Origin of the sequence: Mesorhizobium sp. B2-9-1, from assembly GCF_006439455.1 — a bacterium.
Classification (GTDB): domain Bacteria; phylum Pseudomonadota; class Alphaproteobacteria; order Rhizobiales; family Rhizobiaceae; genus Mesorhizobium.
In genome coordinates, this window is record NZ_VFTP01000003.1 from 365,406 (window position 1) to 384,179 (window position 18,774).

12 protein-coding genes are annotated in these 18,774 nt (G+C 61.9%); 4 read left to right on the plus strand and 8 right to left on the minus strand.

Annotated features, from left to right (window positions below):
* Window positions 1-33: 33 nt before the first annotated feature.
* The 7 genes from FJW05_RS09045 to FJW05_RS09085 all read right to left on the minus strand — a co-directional run bounded on the left by FJW05_RS09045 (window position 34) and on the right by FJW05_RS09085 (window position 11,903).
* Window positions 34-1,587 carry an AMP-binding protein gene (locus FJW05_RS09045; RefSeq protein ID WP_181164885.1) on the minus strand — a complete coding sequence of 518 codons (1,554 nt, stop codon included), beginning with the start codon at window positions 1,585-1,587 and terminating at the stop codon, window positions 34-36.
* The gene (gene asnB, locus FJW05_RS09050) at window positions 1,584-3,602 is read right to left on the minus strand and encodes an asparagine synthase (glutamine-hydrolyzing) (protein ID WP_140630545.1); all 2,019 of its coding nucleotides are present in this window, start codon (window positions 3,600-3,602) and stop codon (window positions 1,584-1,586) included. Before asnB ends, FJW05_RS09045 begins: the two co-directional genes overlap by 4 nt.
* 2 nt (window positions 3,603-3,604) lie before the next feature.
* On the minus strand, window positions 3,605-4,588 hold the full coding sequence (gene nadE, locus FJW05_RS09055; protein ID WP_181164886.1) for an NAD(+) synthase: 984 nt from the start codon (window positions 4,586-4,588) through the stop codon (window positions 3,605-3,607).
* On the minus strand, window positions 4,585-7,323 hold the full coding sequence (locus FJW05_RS09060; RefSeq protein WP_181164887.1) for an AMP-binding protein: 2,739 nt from the start codon (window positions 7,321-7,323) through the stop codon (window positions 4,585-4,587). Before FJW05_RS09060 ends, nadE begins: the two co-directional genes overlap by 4 nt.
* A 1,403-nt stretch (window positions 7,324-8,726) precedes the next feature.
* Window positions 8,727-10,058 carry a UDP-glucose/GDP-mannose dehydrogenase family protein gene (locus FJW05_RS09075; protein WP_140630550.1) on the minus strand — a complete coding sequence of 444 codons (1,332 nt, stop codon included), beginning with the start codon at window positions 10,056-10,058 and terminating at the stop codon, window positions 8,727-8,729.
* An 835-nt stretch (window positions 10,059-10,893) separates the two neighbouring features.
* Window positions 10,894-11,121: a hypothetical protein gene (locus FJW05_RS09080; RefSeq protein WP_140630553.1), complete on the minus strand. Its 228-nt coding sequence runs from the start codon at window positions 11,119-11,121 to the stop codon at window positions 10,894-10,896.
* On the minus strand, window positions 11,118-11,903 hold the full coding sequence (locus tag FJW05_RS09085; RefSeq protein WP_140630555.1) for an SDR family oxidoreductase: 786 nt from the start codon (window positions 11,901-11,903) through the stop codon (window positions 11,118-11,120). The genes FJW05_RS09080 and FJW05_RS09085 overlap by 4 nt, the downstream gene beginning before the upstream one ends.
* Before the next feature lie 168 nt (window positions 11,904-12,071).
* On the opposite strand from FJW05_RS09085, the gene uxuA reads away from it, so the two are divergent.
* From uxuA to FJW05_RS09110, 4 genes are all read left to right on the plus strand, one after another.
* Complete coding sequence (gene uxuA / locus FJW05_RS09095) at window positions 12,072-13,256, plus strand: mannonate dehydratase (protein ID WP_140630558.1); 1,185 nt, start codon at window positions 12,072-12,074, stop codon at window positions 13,254-13,256.
* A gap of 279 nt (window positions 13,257-13,535) precedes the next feature.
* Complete coding sequence (locus FJW05_RS09100) at window positions 13,536-14,576, plus strand: proline racemase family protein (RefSeq protein WP_140630561.1); 1,041 nt, start codon at window positions 13,536-13,538, stop codon at window positions 14,574-14,576.
* Between the two features lie 222 nt (window positions 14,577-14,798).
* Window positions 14,799-15,791, plus strand: a complete 993-nt coding sequence (gene ftsZ, locus FJW05_RS09105) for a cell division protein FtsZ (RefSeq protein ID WP_095769817.1) — start codon at window positions 14,799-14,801, stop codon at window positions 15,789-15,791.
* A gap of 268 nt (window positions 15,792-16,059) precedes the next feature.
* Window positions 16,060-17,121, plus strand: coding sequence for a maleylacetate reductase (locus tag FJW05_RS09110; RefSeq protein ID WP_140630563.1), 1,062 nt, complete (start codon window positions 16,060-16,062; stop codon window positions 17,119-17,121).
* A 35-nt stretch (window positions 17,122-17,156) separates the two neighbouring features.
* Here the strand turns inward: FJW05_RS09110 and FJW05_RS09115 are convergent, their stop codons facing one another.
* Window positions 17,157-18,653, minus strand: a complete 1,497-nt coding sequence (locus tag FJW05_RS09115; protein WP_140630566.1) for an aldehyde dehydrogenase family protein — start codon at window positions 18,651-18,653, stop codon at window positions 17,157-17,159.
* Window positions 18,654-18,774: the final 121 nt, after the last annotated feature.

An 18,774-nucleotide genomic window follows, 5' to 3' on the forward strand; every position in this document is an offset into this window, starting at 1 on the left:
AGAAAATTGACATCAAGTCTCGTGGAAAACGGCTCATGCTAAAGCCGTCTTCTTAAGTTTTCCCGTATCTGTCATTGGCAGGCTGGATACAATAACAATTGATTTTGGCACCATGAAATTTTCCAGCCGCCTCTGACATTCCTTCTGCAGTTGTTTCTCGTCGATGGACCTCCCTTGCTCCATCACGACGAACGCCTTCACCGCCTGCCCAAGAAGTTCGTCCGGAACGCCTATCACTGCGGCCTCCCGCACCCCTGGAATGCCAACAAGCGCGTTCTCAACCTCTTTGGGCGCGACCTTCTCGCCACGAGATTTGATGATCTCATCGCCACGACCTACGAAATAAAGGTACCCTTCCGCGTCGATCCGGCAGTAGTCGCCGGTGTAGAGGACCTGTTCACCGGGCAGAGGACCAGGTTTAAGCTTCCTTGCGGTCGCCTCCGGCTTGCCCCAGTAGCCCTTCATCACGGTCGCGCCCCGGATGACGAGCTGGCCGACGACGTCGGGGCCGACCCGCTTGTCGTCGTCGTCGACGATCCACATTTCCGTGTTCGGGATGGCTATCCCGACGCTCGACGGCTTTCGCTCAAGGTCCTCTGGCGGCAGGTAGGTGCAGCGCTTGCACTCGGTGAGCCCGTACATTGAATAGATGCGCGCGCTCGGAAAAAGGTCCTGGAGCATGAGAATATGCTTCAACGGCAGGGCGGCCGCGGTATTCGTAACATAGCGAATGCTCGAAAAATCTTGGTCCTTCAGCGATTTGAGCTCCGAGAGCGCCGCAAAAATGGTAGGCACGCCGGGGAAACCCGTGACCCGCTCTTGCTTGACCAGTCCAAGGATCTGCGCTGCAAAAGCAAACGAGCGTTCAAGCACCAGACGGGCGCCAGTGCGGAACGCCATGATCATCTGATACAGGCCGTAGTCGAATGCCAAGGGCAGGACATTTAGGATCACTTCGTCTTCGCCGAGCTCAAGGTACGATGCGATCGAAGTGCAAGCCGCCATCATGTTTGTGTGCGTCAGCATCACGCCCTTGGGCTCGCCGGTAGAACCTGACGTGTAGATTATGGCGGCGAGATCAATGTCGATGCATCTGCGCGCCGGTGCCGCCCTGTTGCCGGCAATCGCAACGTCCCAGCGAACCGCATTGGGCAGTTGCATCAACTCTGCGTCATCTACAGGCCCGGAGACAATCATCCGGCGCAGTGACGGGCAGTTGCGGGCCGGCTCGCCGAAGACCGAGGTCAGATGGTTGTCCGTTATCAGCGCGGCTGGCAGGCAGTCGTTGAGCAGGTAATGAAGCTTGTCGCTCTTGGTGAGCGGGTTGACGATGCACACCACGGCGTTCGCTTTGAGCACGGCCCAGAAGCTGACGACCGTCTCGACGGTGTTGTCGGCGAAGATCATCACGCGATCGCCGCGCGTCACTCCGGCGTCCGCCAGGTGTTGCGCAACGCTGTTGGCACGGGTCTCGATCTCGGCATAGGTCACGCGTTGCCCGCCGCAGACCAGCGCCACCTTGTCACCCAGCCGGTCGGCCGAGTGCCTGAGATAGTCGTGCAACAGCGGTATGGCTCCATGCATCATGCCAACACCTCTTCCTTAATCTCATGGTCAACGTCGACGCTGAGCTCGATCTTCTGCCTGCCGATGGGGCGGCTTGCGATAAACTGCTGGTGAAGAAGCTGCGTGGAGAGCACGCCCACCAGCGCCATGTTGTCGGAATTGGAAAGATCTTGGTCCACGGTCCTGGCTCGGCACTTGCCCAGCAGGCGCGCGACCGACTCCGCATCGAAGACGTTTGCCTCGCGCAACGCTCTTTCCGAAAGTGCCTCGCGCACATAGGCTGGTGCATTGTCGGCAACGAAGCATTGGGCGTTCGGCGCCCTGTAGGGCTGTTTCTTGCGGGCGATGACTTCCGGTGGCAGGATCGGCTCGGCCACCCGCTTCAGCACGTGCTTCTCGTCCAGAACGCGCAGCTTGTATTTGGCTGGAAGCGAGTTCGCGAGTTTTACAACGTCATCGTCGAGGAACGGGAAGCGCCCTTCGACAGAGTTGCCCATCAGCATTCGGTCTCCCTGCGAGGAGAGCAGATAACCGGACATCAAAGTCTGGATTTCGATATACTGGTCTTGTGCGAGAGAGTCCCAGCGCGAAAATTCGGCGGGCAGGCGCGCAAGGAACTCGGCGGCCGCGTTGTTCGGTTCGGTCTCGGCTTTCATGTCGGCAGAAAACAACCGCTTGAGAGCGCTGGTCGTGCGCCAACGGGTGCCATGTGCGAAACCTGGCGCATCATGGGCGTGGATATCATATCCGAAGAACTGACGCGCCATTGCTTGCTGATGCACCGGAGAACGAGTGAGATAGGGGTACAGGCGCTCCAGCAATCGCGCGCGTCTCGTCGAGGATGGTTGATGCCCCCAGAAGCGGCGCACCTTGCCTTCCCGGAACAGGTCGTAGCCGGCGAACATTTCATCCGCGCCTTCGCCCGTCAGCACGACCTTGATTCCGTGCTCGCGTACCAATCTTGAAAGCAGAAGCAGTGGCGCCGGCGCGGTCCTCAGGATCGGACGTTCGGTGTGGTAGATCACCTCTGGAAAGACATCGGCGATATCGCTGCGAGAAACCGTCACCTCGTGGTGCTCGCTGCCGGTCGCGCCTGCCACCAATCGCTGGTAGCTGGTCTCGTCATATTCAGCATCGGCAAACCGCAGCGAAAACGTCTGGAAGCGGTCGCCGGCGATGCGGCTTGCCATGATGGCGACAAGCGAGCTGTCGAGTCCGCCAGACAGGTAGCAGCCAACAGGCACATCGGCCTGGTCGATCCGCAGCGCCGTCGCCGACTGCAGAGCCTCGCGCACTTTGTCCACGGCATCATCGAGCGACCCTGGGAATTCATGGCGTTCGTCGAACGCCTCGGGATAGCTGGGTTTCCAGAATGCCTGCTCACGAACGGTTCCGTTCTCATAGACGCGAATGTGGCCAGGCTTGAGTTCCCGAACCCCCTTGAATACGCTTTGCGGCGGGACCACCGTCCAGAGAGTGAACGTCTGATCAATGCCGACTGGATCGAAGGCTCGCGGCAAAGCCGCGTCGGCTGCGAAAATGGCCTTCACTTCGCTGGAAAAATAGAGGCGCCCGGCGTGCTCGCAAAAATGCAGGGGGCATATGCCGAACCGATCGCGCGATAGGACGAGGCGGCCGGCCAGCGAATCCCAGATCGCGATTGCCCATTGCCCGTTCATGCGCTCAAAAGCGGAGTCACCCCATTCGCGATATGCATGAACCGCCACTTCGGTGTCGCTGCGGGTGCGGAAGCGATGACCGAGCGCGACCAGCTTTTCGCGAAGCTCAACGTAATTGAAAATCTCGCCGTTGAAGACAATCCAGGTCTTGCCGCCCGTGTCGGCAAGCGGCTGTTGCCCACTCGAAAGGTCGACAATTGAAAGGCGTGCGTGGGCCAGCCCCGCGCGATTGTCGCGGTAGAGGCCGTGTTCGTCCGGACCGCGATGCACGAGCGACCCCGCCATGCGCAGGAGCGCCTCGCGTGAAGGCCGCGCCGCGGTAGCGTCCAGTGCCACGATTCCGGCTATGCCGCACACGCTCAGCCCTCGTCCATCTCGACGGCGGGCAGGGGTCTCGCGTGAAGATAACGCGCTGCGCGCCGCTTGCTTTCAAAGTCCTTGAAGACTTTCTGAACCTGGTCGGGAGTGAGGCCGGCGACCGCTGCGATCTCGTTGGCAGAAATGCCGTGGTTCAGGCCATAGAGACACAAGTCCGTCAGGTGATATGGCAATGCGAAATAGAACTCCTCCTGGCTTTGCGCCATGGAGAACGTATCCGTGGTTGGTGGCCTGCGCCGCACCTCAGGGTCTATCCCGAGATACTCCGCTAGTTGATAGACTTGCGTCTTGTAGAGGTGGACGATCGGCAGCACGTCGGCGATTCCGTCGCCCTGTTTGACGAAAAAGCCCTGGTCGTGCTCCAGCCGGTTTGGCGTACCTGCCACCGCGTAGTTGAGACGGTCCGCGTGGTAATACTCCGTCATCTTTCGCACGCGTTGCTTGTAGTTGGTCGCGGCGACGATCTGCAGATAGGTTGCGGGTGGCAGTCTGACCGTGTCGACTTTGCCATCCGGATCCTCGACCGTCAGCCTGGTAATGTTGATGCCGTTGCTTTCCAGAACCGACGCCATCACCAGCTTGCACTTCCAGCCTTGACCGTAGGCGGGAACGACGGTCCGGATCGCCTCGATCTGACGTGAATAGGCACCGATGCCCTCCAAGGCAGGCGTGATGTCCTCAACGATCGAGTCGATACCAAGTTGCGATGCAACCGTTCGGCCAAGCCGCAGCGAGTCGCCGGAAGAATGGGATTCCGGCATGAATAGGCCGAGGACCTTATCTTTCCCGAACGCGCCGACGCACAGCGCTGCGACAACGGAGCTGTCGATGCCCCCAGAGAGGCCGACAACGACGCCTCGGCGCCGGAGCGTACCAAAGACCTGTCGGCGCAAGGCTTCTACGATGCGATCGACCTCGGCACGAGCGTCGAGCACCAGGGCATCCTTGCCAAACCCCGAGATCACGTCGATGACCGTTCCTCCCCCTGGCGAGATTCTTCTGGCAGATAGGTTCGGGCCACGGCCGCCTCGATGAGCGGTCGGTTGGAGGCCACGTTAGGCTCTGAGACCATGTCGATGTGGGTGCCAATGATTGGGATCACATCCAGGTCTGCGAAAGCATTGTCCCACCCGATGGCGCGAGGCATTCCAGGACGGGCGCAGCGAAATAGGGTACCGGTGATCGGCAGTTGGGGTCTTGGCGTCTGGAGCCACTGAAAAAACGCCTTTGCCCTCAAAACTTCCTGAAGCTCCAGCTTGGCCCTAAAGCTGGTCGCGTTGAATTTCTCCTGGGCATAGCGATCAAGCAAGCGGGCCAGTTGCATCTCGTAGCCCATTCGGACCACGACTTTTGCAAGGGCGCGGCAAGCCATTCTGTAGGCGGTAATGCGATTGGTTCGGATTCGATGAATTGTGCGGACGACCGTCTCTCGGTAAGTGCTCCGTTCACCGAGCAGGCTTGTGTCGAGGATGCCCAGAAATTTCACATTTCGCCCGACAGCCAGCAGCCTTGAGGCAACTTCAAAAGCAACGACGCCGCCAAGCGAATGGCCGAGAAGTCGTACGTTACCTTCAGGCTGGGCGCGGCGTATTTGGTCGAGCGCGGCCTCGGCCATATCTGCGACCGAGTTTTTTCCCTGCAGTATCATTGCCAGGGCTGGATACCTGATCGGGACAACCCGGGCGGTTCTACCCATGGAGGCCGCGAAGGCGGCAAGGCTAGGGCCATAGCCGACGGACCCAGGGAGCAGGAAGAGAATTGGCGGATGCTCTTTGCGCGAGCTGGCCTGCTCGTTACCTGCTTTCGCGGCCGCGACGGCTTTCACCATTTCGTCGAAATTCATTCCGACGGTGAAAGGTTCAAGGTCGATCTCCAGGCCGAGGACGCTTTCGATCTCCATGACACAATGCAGCAGCTTCAGCGAATCGCCGCCGGCGTCATCCCAACGTCCCGAGGCAACGCGCGTGTTCAGAATCTTGGTCCAGGCGCGTTGCACGATCTGCTGGATAGTCCGTTCCGGTCCTGTATTCGGAGCCTGGACAATGCGGTCCTGCCTCACGCTTGCGCCGTCCAACTCGGCGAGCCTCGCCATGTCGACCTTCCCGCCCGGCAGGCGTGGAATTTCGGCAATGGCGTGCAGTCTCAATGGACACAGAGGCGGCGGCAGTGTCGTACGGGCAAGATGGCGGAGATCGTCAGCGAAGTTGGAAGTGGCCGGCCCGCGAGGTACGGCGAAGGCGATGAGTTCCGTTGACGCCGTCACAATCGCCACAGCGTCCTCGACGGAAGGCGCGCCACGCAAAACCCGCTCCAGTTCCGCGGGTTCAACGCGTCGGCCATTGATTTTTATCTGACGTCCCTTGCGACCCATGATCTGTAGCAGGCCATGGTTGTCCAGTTGAACGAGGTCACCCGTTTCAAAGATGCGGACAGACGGGTTTTCGGGGTCTGCAGCCACGGGCACGACGACGCCGTTCTCCCAATGGCCAAGCAAGACATACGGACTTTTTATGACAAGCTCTCCAGTCCCGCCGGGCGGCACCGGGCGTCCTTGCTCGTCGATGATCGCGAAACTAATCCCTGGAAGGAGCCATCCAACGGGAACGGAGGCAGCCTGCTCCGGCCAATCGGTCGGTACAAACCATTGTGATCCTGTCGTCTCGGTTGACGAGTAGCCGATCTGCACCAGGCAGTTGCTTGAAACGGCGTCGCGTAGCAGCTTGATGTCAGACCGTGAAACCTTTTCGCCTCCGATACGAGCCACCCTGAGACTGCGGAATGCGTCTTCTGATTTGTTCGCCATAAGCGCACGCAGGAGAGCCGGCACCAGGTAAGTGACGGTCACTCCCTCGGCTTGCATCCGGTGTAAAACCGCGCGCAAGCCTACGGCTTCGACCTCAAGAAGATGCAATGTGGCGCCGGTAAGAAGGGCGGCCAGCACCTCTCGACACCCGGCGATGGTGGCCGGTCCCGTGAGAGGCAGGAATACGTCCTGCTCATTGATGTGACAGGCGTTTACATATTGCTGAACACGCCATAGCAGGCTGCGTTGACTGTTAACGATGCCTTTTGGCCGACCTGTACTGCCCGAAGTGTATAGGACGATAGCGGGGGCATCCACGGATACCGGATGGAGCTGGGGAACGCGATCGCTCTTCGGTTCGCCGCGGGGCGAGACATTTATCCAGCCGACAGCTCGCGGCAGGCCAGTGGGTCGGACATCTCCATCCCCTATGACGGTCGATAACCGCGCCTCGGACACGATCGCATTGATCCTGGTGTCCGGATCCCTCGTGTTCAGGGGTACCAAAGGCCGCCCTGCGGCCATGCTCGCCAGCATCGCCAACGGAAAGAAGGCCGTATTCGCAAGAAGAATACCGACGGCGTTGCCGGCGGGAGTGATGGCGAGGATGCGGCTAGCCAGCGCTTCGACAGCCGAGACGAGTTCCGAATAAGTGAAGCGGTTGGTTGCGTCGGTAATCGCCAGCTTTTCGGGATACTGAGTGGCCACATTTTTCAAATGATCGACAATGGCGACATCGGCATAATCAGCGTCCATCCGCTGATAGGGGCGCAAGACAGGGCCGCCTTGGTCGAGAGCGTATTCCGGGACGTTCGTCCATTTGCTATATGCCGCCGATTGAGAATCCGTCCGCGGATATTCAATCGCGAGTTCCGATCCTGAGTAGGCTGGTGACATGACGGGCTCACGCTATGGATAGCGTCAGTTATCGCCGCCCGCACAAACCATTTCATCGATCATTCTGATGATGCTGGCGACGCTAGAGGTGTACATCGAAAAATTTCGCGCCCGCCTCGTGACGACGGGCCGTCAGACTTAAAGAACAGCCGTACGACATGGAGAGCTGATGCCGCGGCGCGGGGCGGGGCAGATTTGCATTCTGAATGGCTCGTCTAGCGCCACGGTCTATGTTGCCAAAAGGCACGTCGCGCTCAGCGGTTCGGTACACGATATCCACTGAAAAAAGTTTTGAAGATAGTTACAGCGCGCAACGCGCGATCAACTCGGTTGCTGTCCTTCGGACGGTCTTTTGGAAATACCGCAGTCTATATGACCGGCTATACGACCGGTTTTGCATCGACGGCACTTAGCGAGTTCCGCCGGCAGCGGACCCGATCATCCGCATGTGAAGAGGTTCACCTAGCCAGGCGTTTAGTTGAGCTATGTTCGAGAGGAGAGTCGCAACGGTTTGGGGAACACGGCGTCTGGAGCAGCTGGTGGCAGCGGCTAGCCGCCGGGCCTAGCCAGCAAGGTTTTCGCAATCTCGCCAGAACGAACATATCCGTTCGGACCAATTGTGGGTGAAACATGCGAACGAACCATGTGGGTATCTGAATTTGCGAACGACGGCATCTGCTACCCCGTGCGTGCTCTCGGGGTGGCAGGTGTGCAAGCTGGCGCGGAGATATTTGTGGAAGAAACGGCTGTCGACAATCACTTCACCCTACCAGGGGACTGTCACTTGGAACGAGGAAGCCGCCTTCTAGCAGGTCCAGAGCGTCCAGCGCTTCTTCGACCCGCAAATGCGCCAAAGGAATTCCGTCAACGAGCAAAACTTTTTGGTCGCCTACGTCGTAGACTTCCCAAAGCCTGTCCATTCCCCGTCGGATGGCGTGCCGTCTTTCCATGCGCGGACAATATGAGCCATATGCGAGTTTGAATAGGGAACGATCCCCGCGGTGACAAATTATAGCGTGGATAAACTGGTCAAGCTTGATTGCACTTAATCATGGATACAACCCTGGAATGGTTTTACAGTGAGTGAACGAGGCCTGAAATTCCTTCAGGAGTGGGTGGATAGCAATCTGCCGCATCATTCATCATCTGACACAATCTTAGCACAAGAGCTTGCAAGGCGATTAACCAGCGACGCAAAAAACGCTGGAATTCGATCAGAAGAGATTTCGGAGGAGGTCGGCAGCATCTTCTCAACGATGCTCGAGGCGCTTGGAAATAGGGATCCCGTGCCGGATTGAGAGCAGAACGCGGGCTGCGCAACCGAAGAAGCGCTCCGGCTCACAACGATAGGAACTACAGCTGCCCTGTCGGACATGTTGAAGTAAGATGCCTGGTTGGCGCCCTCATGCCGCCATCCTGCCGATCGAGAAGTATTCGATGCCGTAGCGCGCGATCACCTTGGGATCGTAGAGATTGCGGCCGTCGAAGATGACCGGCGTGGTCAGCGCGTCCTTGAGCGCGTCGAAGGACGGCGCGCGGAAGCTCTTCCATTCGGTGCAGATCAAAAGCGCGTCGGCGCCGCGCAGCGCCGCCTCCTTGGTGCCGCACAAAAGCAGATCCTCGCGCAGGCCGTAGATCGCCTGGCACTCCTGCATCGCCTCGGGATCGTAGGCCTGCACCTTGGCGCCGGCCGCCCACAACGCTTCCATCAGCGTGCGCGCCGGCGCCTCGCGCATGTCGTCGGTGTTGGGCTTGAAGGCCAGCCCCCAGACGGCGAAGGTCTTGTCCCTGAGCGCGCCCTTGAAATAGTGGTTGACCTTGTCGAACAGGACCGACTTCTGCGCATTGTTGCGCTCCTCGACGGCGCGCAGCAATTTGGCGTCGAACTTGACGCCCTCGGCGGTCTTGATCAGCGCGCGCACATCCTTCGGGAAGCACGAGCCGCCATAGCCGAGGCCGGGATAGATGAAGTGGTAGCCGATGCGCGGATCCGAGCCGATGCCCTTGCGCACCTCCTCGATGTCGGCGCCCAGCTGCTCGGCCAGATTGGCCATCTCGTTCATGAAGCTGATCTTGGTCGCCAGCATGCAGTTGGCGGCGTATTTGGTGAATTCGGCGCTGCGCACGTCCATCACGATCATCTTCTCGTGGTTGCGGTTGAACGGCGCGTAGAGCTCGCGCATCACCGTCTCGGTGTCCTCGCTGGAGGTGCCGACGATGATGCGGTCCGGCTTCATGCAATCGGCGACCGCCGAGCCCTCCTTGAGGAATTCGGGGTTCGAGGCGACGTCGAAGGCGAGATCCTCGCGGCCGCGCTTCTTCAGCGTTTCGGCGATCCTGGCCTTCACCTTCTCGCAAGTGCCGACCGGCACGGTCGACTTGCCGACGACGATCTTGGCGCTGTCCATTTCACGGCCGATGGTCTCGGCGACGGCCAGCACATATTTCAGGTCGGCCGAGCCATCCTCGCCGGGCGGCGTGCCGACCGCGATCATCTGGATCTGGCCATGCCTGACCGCCGCTGCCGCGTCGGTGGTGAAGCGGATGCGGCCGGCCGCGTGGTTTTCCCTGACGAGGGCCTCCAGGCCCGGTTCGAAAATCGGGACCAAGCCCTGGTTGAGCCGCTCCACCTTCTTCTCGTCGATATCGACGCACACCACCTCATGGCCGACCTCGGCCAGCACAGCGGCCTGCACGAGACCGGCATAGCCAATCCCAAACACCGTCAAATTCATTTGGTTCTATTCCTGTCAAAGGCCGGGCCGCAGTCCGGTAAGCTGGATATGCCGAAAAGGTGGGCTGTTCGACAACACTCCCGCGTCATATCCGCTCTTAAGACGCTGCCGACCAGAGCGGCCCGACAGTCCGCCGTTTTGGGGTGGATCGGGATGAACCGCCGGGCCTAACCGACTTTAAAAAAGTCGGCTGGCGGCCTCTATATCAACTCTGGCTAATGGTTACGCCCTTTGAACGAAGGACGTCGGGCAGCTCTTCTACTGCTGGGAGTGCCGCACCATCAGGAGAGGCAATGCTTCCCATGATTAAAATTCGGCGTAACAAGAGCCCGTGACCGAAGCCGACGGGCAGCTACTGGGGTGCCCAGGAATGCGCAAACTGGCAACGTGTGCGGCAGGCGATTTGGCACCGAGGGAGAGCCTGCGCTGTTGCGCGAACAGCTGTGCCTTGTCCGTCAGTCGGACCCTGCGTGAGACCAACGTCTTACCCGGGAACTCATAGGTCCCGGCCACGAAACATCTTCCAGAGAAGTCCATTGGTGGGTGCTGGCGAGCATAGTCTCTTCATTGCCAGTTCGTGGATGCCCACCATCACCTGAGATGGGGATCTGCATCAATCGGGGGTGTTTTGATTGCCGATCCCAGAGAGCCTAAATCACGAATATCTCAGATTTGATTGTCCAAGATGCCAGCATCCAATCATCCGGAAGGGCTCATGGTTCAAGGTCATTGCCACTTTCAGATGCCCCCAATGCAACACGACGCTGCGGCTGGGATATCCTGAAAAGTTACGCATTTTCGAGACTCACAGGCATCTAACGGACGGATCGCCAAATTAGTGATTTAAAAAACCGCCGGCCGGAGCCAGCGGGTGAAGTCGGTTGGCATCGGGCCGACGGCGCCGACTCGCGGCCTGATCCGACAGTCGGGGTGCAGCAACAGCAACGCTGACGCGCCACGGCGTGGCAACGTCGTCGACTAGATCGGCGACGTGCGCATAGAGCCGGGAACGCTCCTCTTTGGCGCGACTCCCGGTAAAGCCAAGCCCGATCTTCATGGTCATTTCACGCCGATGCCGGCAGTCAAGCCGCCGTCTATCTTGTAGTCCGCGCCGGTGCAGAAGCCGGCCTTGGAAGAGCACAGAAAGGCGATCAGCTCCGCCACTTCCTCGGGCTCGCCGATGCGGCCGAGGGGATGCGCCGCGCCGAAGCGCCTGTAGGCTTCCTCGACATCGGCATCGCTGCCGTTGTCGCCGCGCGCGGCCTTCTCGAGGATCGGCGTCCGGATCGAGCCGGGGCTGACCGAATTGACCCGGATGCCTGCGGCCGCATAATCGAGCGCCAGCGAACGCGTCAGCGTATGGATGGCGCCCTTGGTCGTGGCATAGGCGGCGACGTTCCGCTGGCAGGCGAAACCCTGCACCGAGGCGACATTGACGATCGCGCCGCCACCGCGCTTGATCATTTCCGGAATGCCGAAATGGGCGGTCAGATAGATCGAGCCGACATTGACCGTCATCGCCTTGTTCCAGGTTTCCCAGTCGGTCGTCGTCGCGGTTCCATAGGGATGGACCGCCGCCGAATTGACGATCACGTCGAGGCCGCCGAAACGCTCGACGCCGGCCGCGACGGCGTCTCGGACCTGGTCCGGCACGGAGACGTCGGTGTCCACGACCAGCGCGCCGGCCCCGGAGCTTTCCAACTGCGCTCGCATCGCGGCATTGGCCGAACGGTCGATGCCGCAGGCGACGATCGCAGCGCCCCCGGCGGCCAGGCGCCTGGCGGTTGCGAGACCGATCCCGGTCGTTCCGGTCACCAGCGCGACCTTGCCGTCAAAATCCTTCATTGTTGAACTCCTTTGGTCACGGCTCGGAAGCCAGCTCTTCCGGCAGGAGGCGCAGGGCGAAATCGAGATGGCGGCTCATCGGATAGGCGCGGGCCAGCCTGTCGCGCGCGTATTTGACTCTCGTTGTGGTCCAACAATAAGTTGCCCACCTCACAGAGGAAAGCGGCAATGGAACAGTGCTGGCGCTGGTATGGCCCGGACGATCCGGTAACACTCGATCATGTCAAGCAGGCGGGTGCGACAGGCGTGGTCTCGGCTCTGCACGACATCTATGACGGGCGTGTCTGGCCTCTGGAAAACATCCTCGAGCGCAAGCGCATCATCGAGGCGGCGGGGCTGACCTGGTCGGTGGTCGAGAGCATTCCGGTCCACAACTCGATCAAGATCGGTTCGCCGGAGCGGCTCCGCTATGTCGGTTTCTACAAGGACACGATCCGCGCCCTGGCGAAGGCCGGCATCGCGACGATCTGCTACAATTTCATGCCGGTCGTCGACTGGACCCGCACGGATTTGGCCTACCGCCTGCCGACGACGGGTTACGCGCTGCGCTTCGACGCAATCGATTTCGCTGCCTACGACCTGTTCGTGCTGAAGCGCCGGAATGCCGAGGCCGGCTACACGCCTGCCCGCATCGCCGAGGCGGAAGCGCGGCTGAACGAGCTCGGCGACGAGAAGATCGACAGGATCGAGCGCAATCTCATCGCCGGCCTGCCGGCCACCGAGCGCGCCTACAACCGCGACAGCTTTCGCGAGGCCTTGGCCGAGTACGATACGATCGGGCCGAAGGAGTTGCGCGAGAACCTGGCCTGGTTCCTGCGCGAGATCATTCCGGCGGCCGAAGAGGCAGGGGTGCGCATGTGCATCCACCCCGACGATCCGCCATTCTCGCTCTACGGCCTGCCGCGCATCGTCTCGACCGCCGAGGATGCGCGCTTCATCCTCAAAGTCGTCGACAGCCCGGCCAATGGCCTGACCTTCTGCACCGGCTCCTACGGCACGCGCGCCGACAACGACATCGTCGCCATGGTCAAGGAGTTCGCCGAGCGCATCCATTTCGTCCATTTGCGCAACGTCACCATCGAGGATGACGGCTCGTTCCACGAGGCCGAGCATCTCGAAGGCGGCACCGACATGGCGCACGTCATCCTCGCGCTGATGCAGGAGGAGGCGCGCCGTCGCAGGGAAGGCCGCGCCGACTGGCGCATTCCGATGCGGCCTGACCATGGGCATCTGCTCGCCGACGACATCGGCAAGACAAGGATCAATCCGGGCTATTCGCTGATCGGCCGGCTCAAGGGCCTCGCCGAACTGCGCGGCATCATGCGCGCCGTCGAGCGGTTCGGACTGGCTTGACTTCCAGACGGGCTGGCCTTCGCTGCCGAGGGCTCGCTGCAGACCCATGCTACGAGCCGAGCCGCATCTGTCGCTGGCGAAAGGGCAGAGGTCTCGAGGTGCCGATCGGAGATCCGGCGACTACGCTGGCAAAAAACATAATGGCGCCGCCAAGGGGCGATGGGTATCCTTCGGGCCCATCGGCAGGCAGGCTCAAGCGCGCGCGTCAGGCCGGGGTTGCGGCGCCGATCCGCCGGAACATGAAACAGGCCGATAGTCGCGGCGGACGGGGAGAAAGCAATGCGCACCAGAACCAGCATCCGCGTCGTCGGCTGCCACGCCGAGGGCGAGATCGGCGACGTTATCGTGGGAGGCGTGCTGCCGCCCGCAGGTCGCACGATGATGGAAAAGATGATCACGATGGAACGCGATCACGACCATATAAGGCGCATGCTGATCTGTGAGCCGCGCGGCAGCGTTGCCCGCCATGTCAATCTGCTGTTGCCATCGACGCGCGAGGATTGCGCCGCAGGCGCCATTATCATGGAACCGACGGAATATCCGCCGATGTCCGGCTCCAACACGATCTGCGTGGCCACGGTGCTGCTCGAGACCGGCATGGTGCCGATGCAGGAACCCGTGACGCGCTTCAAGCTCGATATGCCCGGAGGCGTCATCGAGGTGCGCGCCGAATGCAGCGACGGCAAATGCCTGTCGATCACGCTGCGCAATGCTCCCGCCTTCGCCGAGCGCCTCGACGCCGATATCGAGGTGGAAGGGCTCGGCACGATCAAGGCCGATATCGCCTATGGCGGCATGTTCTACGCGATTGTCGATGCGCCGGCGCTCGGCTTCTCGGTCACGCCCGACGAGGCGCGCGACTTGGCCGTCGTCGGCGAGAAAGTCCGCCGCGCGGCGCGCGAGCAGCTCGATGTCGTGCATCCGCAGTTCGACAATGTGCGCGGCGTGTCCATCGTGCAGTTCGCCATGCCGTTCCAAGGACCGGGCAACGTCACGCGCAACACCTGCATCGTCTCGCCAGGTCGCTCGGACCGCAGCCCGACGGGAACCGGCACCTCGGCCCGCATGGCTGTGCTGCAGGCGCGGGGCCAGATGAATGAAGGCGAGGTGCTGATCCATGAATCGATCATCGGCTCGCGCTTCACCGGCAAGATCCTCGAACTCACCGAAGTCGCGGGGCGCAAGGCGATCGTGCCGCAGATAACGGGCAGGGCCTGGATCACAGGAGAGCACAATTATTACCTCGATCCGACCGATCCCTATCCGCAAGGCTACGTGCTGTCGGACACCTGGGGCACCTCCACTTCGGTGACGCAATAGAATTTTCTGCAGCGACGCCGGCTCGGATCATCCGAGCGTCTGGACGCTTTTCCGGCTCCTGGCCGGGGCGTTTGCGCTTGCAGAATGTCAGCGGACCTTGCAGGGAGGCGCCTGCTCTGATTCCCTACGGTTGGTGGGGATCGCCTGATTCGTGTGCTCGTTGCTCCGGTTCCGCATGATCGTGCGGCGGAGCCACGGGCGCCTCGGTAGAAAGATGAGAAAATGACCGCCAAGCCGGAAATCCTGGAGATGAGACCCAAGATCACCGTTGTCGGGGTCGGCGGCGCCGGCGGCAACGCCGTCAACAACATGATCGCCGAAGGGCTGCAGGGCGTCGAGTTCGTCGTCGCCAACACCGACGCGCAGGCGCTCACCATGTCGAAGTCGTCGCGGCTGATCCAGCTGGGCGCGCACGTGACCGAGGGCCTCGGCGCAGGATCGCTGCCCCAGGTCGGCAGTGCCGCCGCGGAGGAATCCATCGACGAGATCATGGATCACCTGGCGGGAACGCATATGTGCTTCATCACCGCCGGCATGGGCGGCGGCACGGGGACCGGTGCTGCGCCGGTGATTGCGCGTGCCGCGCGCGATGCCGGCATTTTGACGGTGGCCGTGGTCACCAAGCCTTTCGTGTTCGAAGGCAAGCGCAGGACCCAGGCGGCCGAGGAAGGCATAGAACGGCTGCGCGAGAGCGCCGACACGGTGATCGTCATCCCGAATCAGAACCTCTTCAGGGTCGCCGACGCCAGGACCACATTCGCCGACGCCTTCGCCATGGCGGACCGCGTTCTCTACGCGGGTGTCGGCTGCATCACGGACCTGATCGTCAAGGAAGGCCTGATCAATCTCGATTTCGCCGACGTGAAGTCGGTGATGCGCGACATGGGCCGGGCGATGATGGGAACCGGCGAGGCCTCCGGGGAGGGGCGCGCCAAGATCGCGGCCGAGGCGGCGATCGCCAATCCGCTGCTCGATGAAGCCTCCATGTCCGGCGCCAGGGGCCTGCTCGTATCGATCTGCGGCGGCATGGACATGACGCTGTTCGAGGTCGATGAAGCCGCGACACGGATAAGGGAAGAAGTCGACGCCGATGCCGACATCATCGTCGGCGCCATCTTCGACCACGCACTGGCGGGAAAGTTCCGCGTATCCGTCGTCGCGACCGGTCTGCGCAAGAGCGCGGACATCGCACAGTTCGAGCAGCGGATCGCCTGAGACCACGGCGATCTCGCGGCTGCGCTTGTTCCCGACGGCACGACGCAATCGGTCGATATCCGCTTCCGGCCGCGAACAATCCCGGACCGTGCACGCTGTAGGTGCGCGCCTCTTCGTCGCAAGCCGTCACGACGGCATCCGGCTGGCGTCTGTCCATATTGGACACTAATTGACCGATCCGTTCAATGCCGCCAATGTCTGGCAAAGCGTCGGCATCAATCCCTTCCTGCTGCGTGTTGACAATCGCGGCTGACGGAGGAGAGGCTCGATGAAAAGCTTCGTCTATAACGGCCAGCCGGCACGCGTCGTCTTCGGATCTGGCACCATCGCAAGATTGCCGGAGGAGATCGACCGGCTGGGGCTGAAACGCGTGCTCGTGCTGGCAACGCCGCCGCGCGAGGCCGATGTCCGGCGTCTTGCCGGATCGCTGGGCGGCACCGCGGCCGGCGTCTATGCCAAGGCGACGATGCATACGCCGGTGTCGGTGACCGAGGACGCGCTGCGGGTCGTGAAGGAACTCCAGGCCGACGGGCTGGTTGCGGTCGGCGGCGGCTCCACGACGGGCCTCGCCAAGGCGATCGCCTTGCGCACCGACCTGCCGCAGATCGTGATACCCACGACCTATGCCGGCTCGGAAATGACGCCGATTCTCGGCGAGACGAAGGATGGCGTGAAAATCACCCAATCGAGCCCGAAGGTGCTGCCGGAAGTGGTCATCTACGACGTCGACCTGACGATGACGCTTCCTGCTTCCTTGTCGGGAACGAGCGGCATGAACGCCATCGCCCATGCGGTCGAGGCGCTCTATGCCAGGGAAAGCAACCCGCTGATAAACCTGATGGCCGTTGAGGCCATCGGCGCGTTGGTGAGCGCCTTGCCGGTCATCGCCGGGAGCCCGCATGACCGTGGTGCGCGCTCCGAGGCGCTCTACGGCGTCTGGCTCTGCGGCATCTGCCTTGGCTCGGTCGGCATGGCGCTGCACCACAAGCTCTGCCACACGCTCGGCGGCAGTTTCGACCTGCCGCATGCGGAGACCCATGCGATCGTGCTGCCGCATGCGCTGGCCTATAACGCGCCCGCCGTTCCGGCCGTCATGGAAACCCTGCGGGCCGTGCTGAAGGCGGACGATCCTGCCATGGCTCTCTACGATTTTGCGGGCAGGATCGGCGCCAGGCGCGCTCTATCTGAGATAGGCATGCCGCCCGACGGGATCGACATCGCGACGGACCGCGCGCTGGCCAATCCCTACTGGAACCCGCGGGCGCTGGAGCGGGAACCGATCCGGGCTCTTATCGCGCGCGCCTATGCCGGCGAGCCGCCGCAGGCCTGAGAAACCGAGCGTCGCAGGCCGGTCGCACCTGAATATCAGTCGGTCTGGATCCAAATCGCCTTCGTCTCCAGATATTCGTGCAGGTGCTCGACGCCGCCTTCGCGGCCGTAACCGGACATCTTCATGCCGCCGAACGGCACCGCCGGGTCGATGGCGTGATACATGTTGACCCAGACCGAGCCGGCCTTGACTCGACGTGCGAGCTTGTGCGCGGCGCCGAGACTGGTGGTGAAAATCCCAGCCGCCAAACCGTAAGGCGTCGCGTTGGCACGCGCGACAACCTCGTCCAGCGTGTCGAAGGGCATGGCCGAGATGACCGGCCCGAAAATCTCTTCCCGCGCGATGGTCATCTTGTCAGACACCGCACCGAAGACGGTCGGGGCGATGAAGTTGCCGCCGTCATAGAGCTCGCCCGTCAGCCGCGAGCCGCCGGAGACCAGTTTGGCGCCTTCGTCGCTGCCCGCCTTGATGTAGCCTTCCACCTTGCCGGCCTGCCTTGCATTGATCAGCGGCCCGATTTCCGTCTCCGCCTCGATGCCGTGGCCGACGCGCAGCTTGCCGGCGAACTCGGCGACCCGGCGCACGAACTCGTCATGGATCTCGCGCGCCACGAACAGGCGCGAGCCGGCGATGCAGATCTGACCGGAATGCACGAACACCGCCATCGCCGCGACCGGCACGGCCTTGTCGATATCGGCGTCGCGGCAGACGATGATCGGCGATTTGCCGCCGAGCTCCAGCGAGACGCGCTTGAGGTTGGCGACGCCGGCGCGGGCGATCGCCTGGCCGGTCAGCGTCGAGCCGGTGAAGACAATCTTGTTGACGTCCGGGTGCTCGGCAAGCCGCGCGCCGGCCTCGGCGCCGGTCCCGGTGACGATGTTGACGACGCCGTCTGGAACGCCGGCCTCCTGCATCAGCCGCGCGATCAAGAGCGGCGTCAGCGAGGCATCCTCCGACGGTTTCAGCACGATGGTGCAGCCGGTAGCCAGAGCCGGCGCGATCTTCCAGATCGAGGCGGCGGTGGGCGTATTCCAGGGAATGATCGCGCCGACGACGCCGACCGGCTCGCGCCGGGTGAAGGTGACGATCTCGCCGGGGATGGAATTGTCGATCGTCTCGCCATGCAGCGCGGTCGCCATGCCGCCATAGAAGCGCAGCATGCCGATGACCCGGCGCCGGTTGGCCAGCGTGCGGGTGATCGGCAACCCCATGTCGAGCGTGTCGGAGACGCTGAGCTCTTCCCAATGCTTCTCGAACAGGTCGGCGATCCGCAGAAGCACGCATTGCCGTTCGTAAGGCGAGAATTTCGACCATGGGCCCTCGAAGGCCGCGCGCGCCGCGGCCACCGCAGCGTCGATATCGGCGGCTCCACAGCGCGGCACGGTGGCCAGCACTTCGCCCGTCGCCGGGTTCAGCGCCTGCATCTGCTGGCCGGATTGCGCCGCGACCCACTTGCCGCCGATGAACATCGGCCGGAATTCGCCATGGTAGAGCGTCGCGGCCTTCGCCCTCGGGTCGAAGTTCAGCGTCATTGTCTCCTCCTCATGAATTCCGACGCGACTATTACTCCCGCTGGCGGCGACCTCAAACAAGGAAAGCCAAAAGGGCGTTCAGATAATCGGACGTGCAACGCGCGTCTTTCCCGATGTTTCC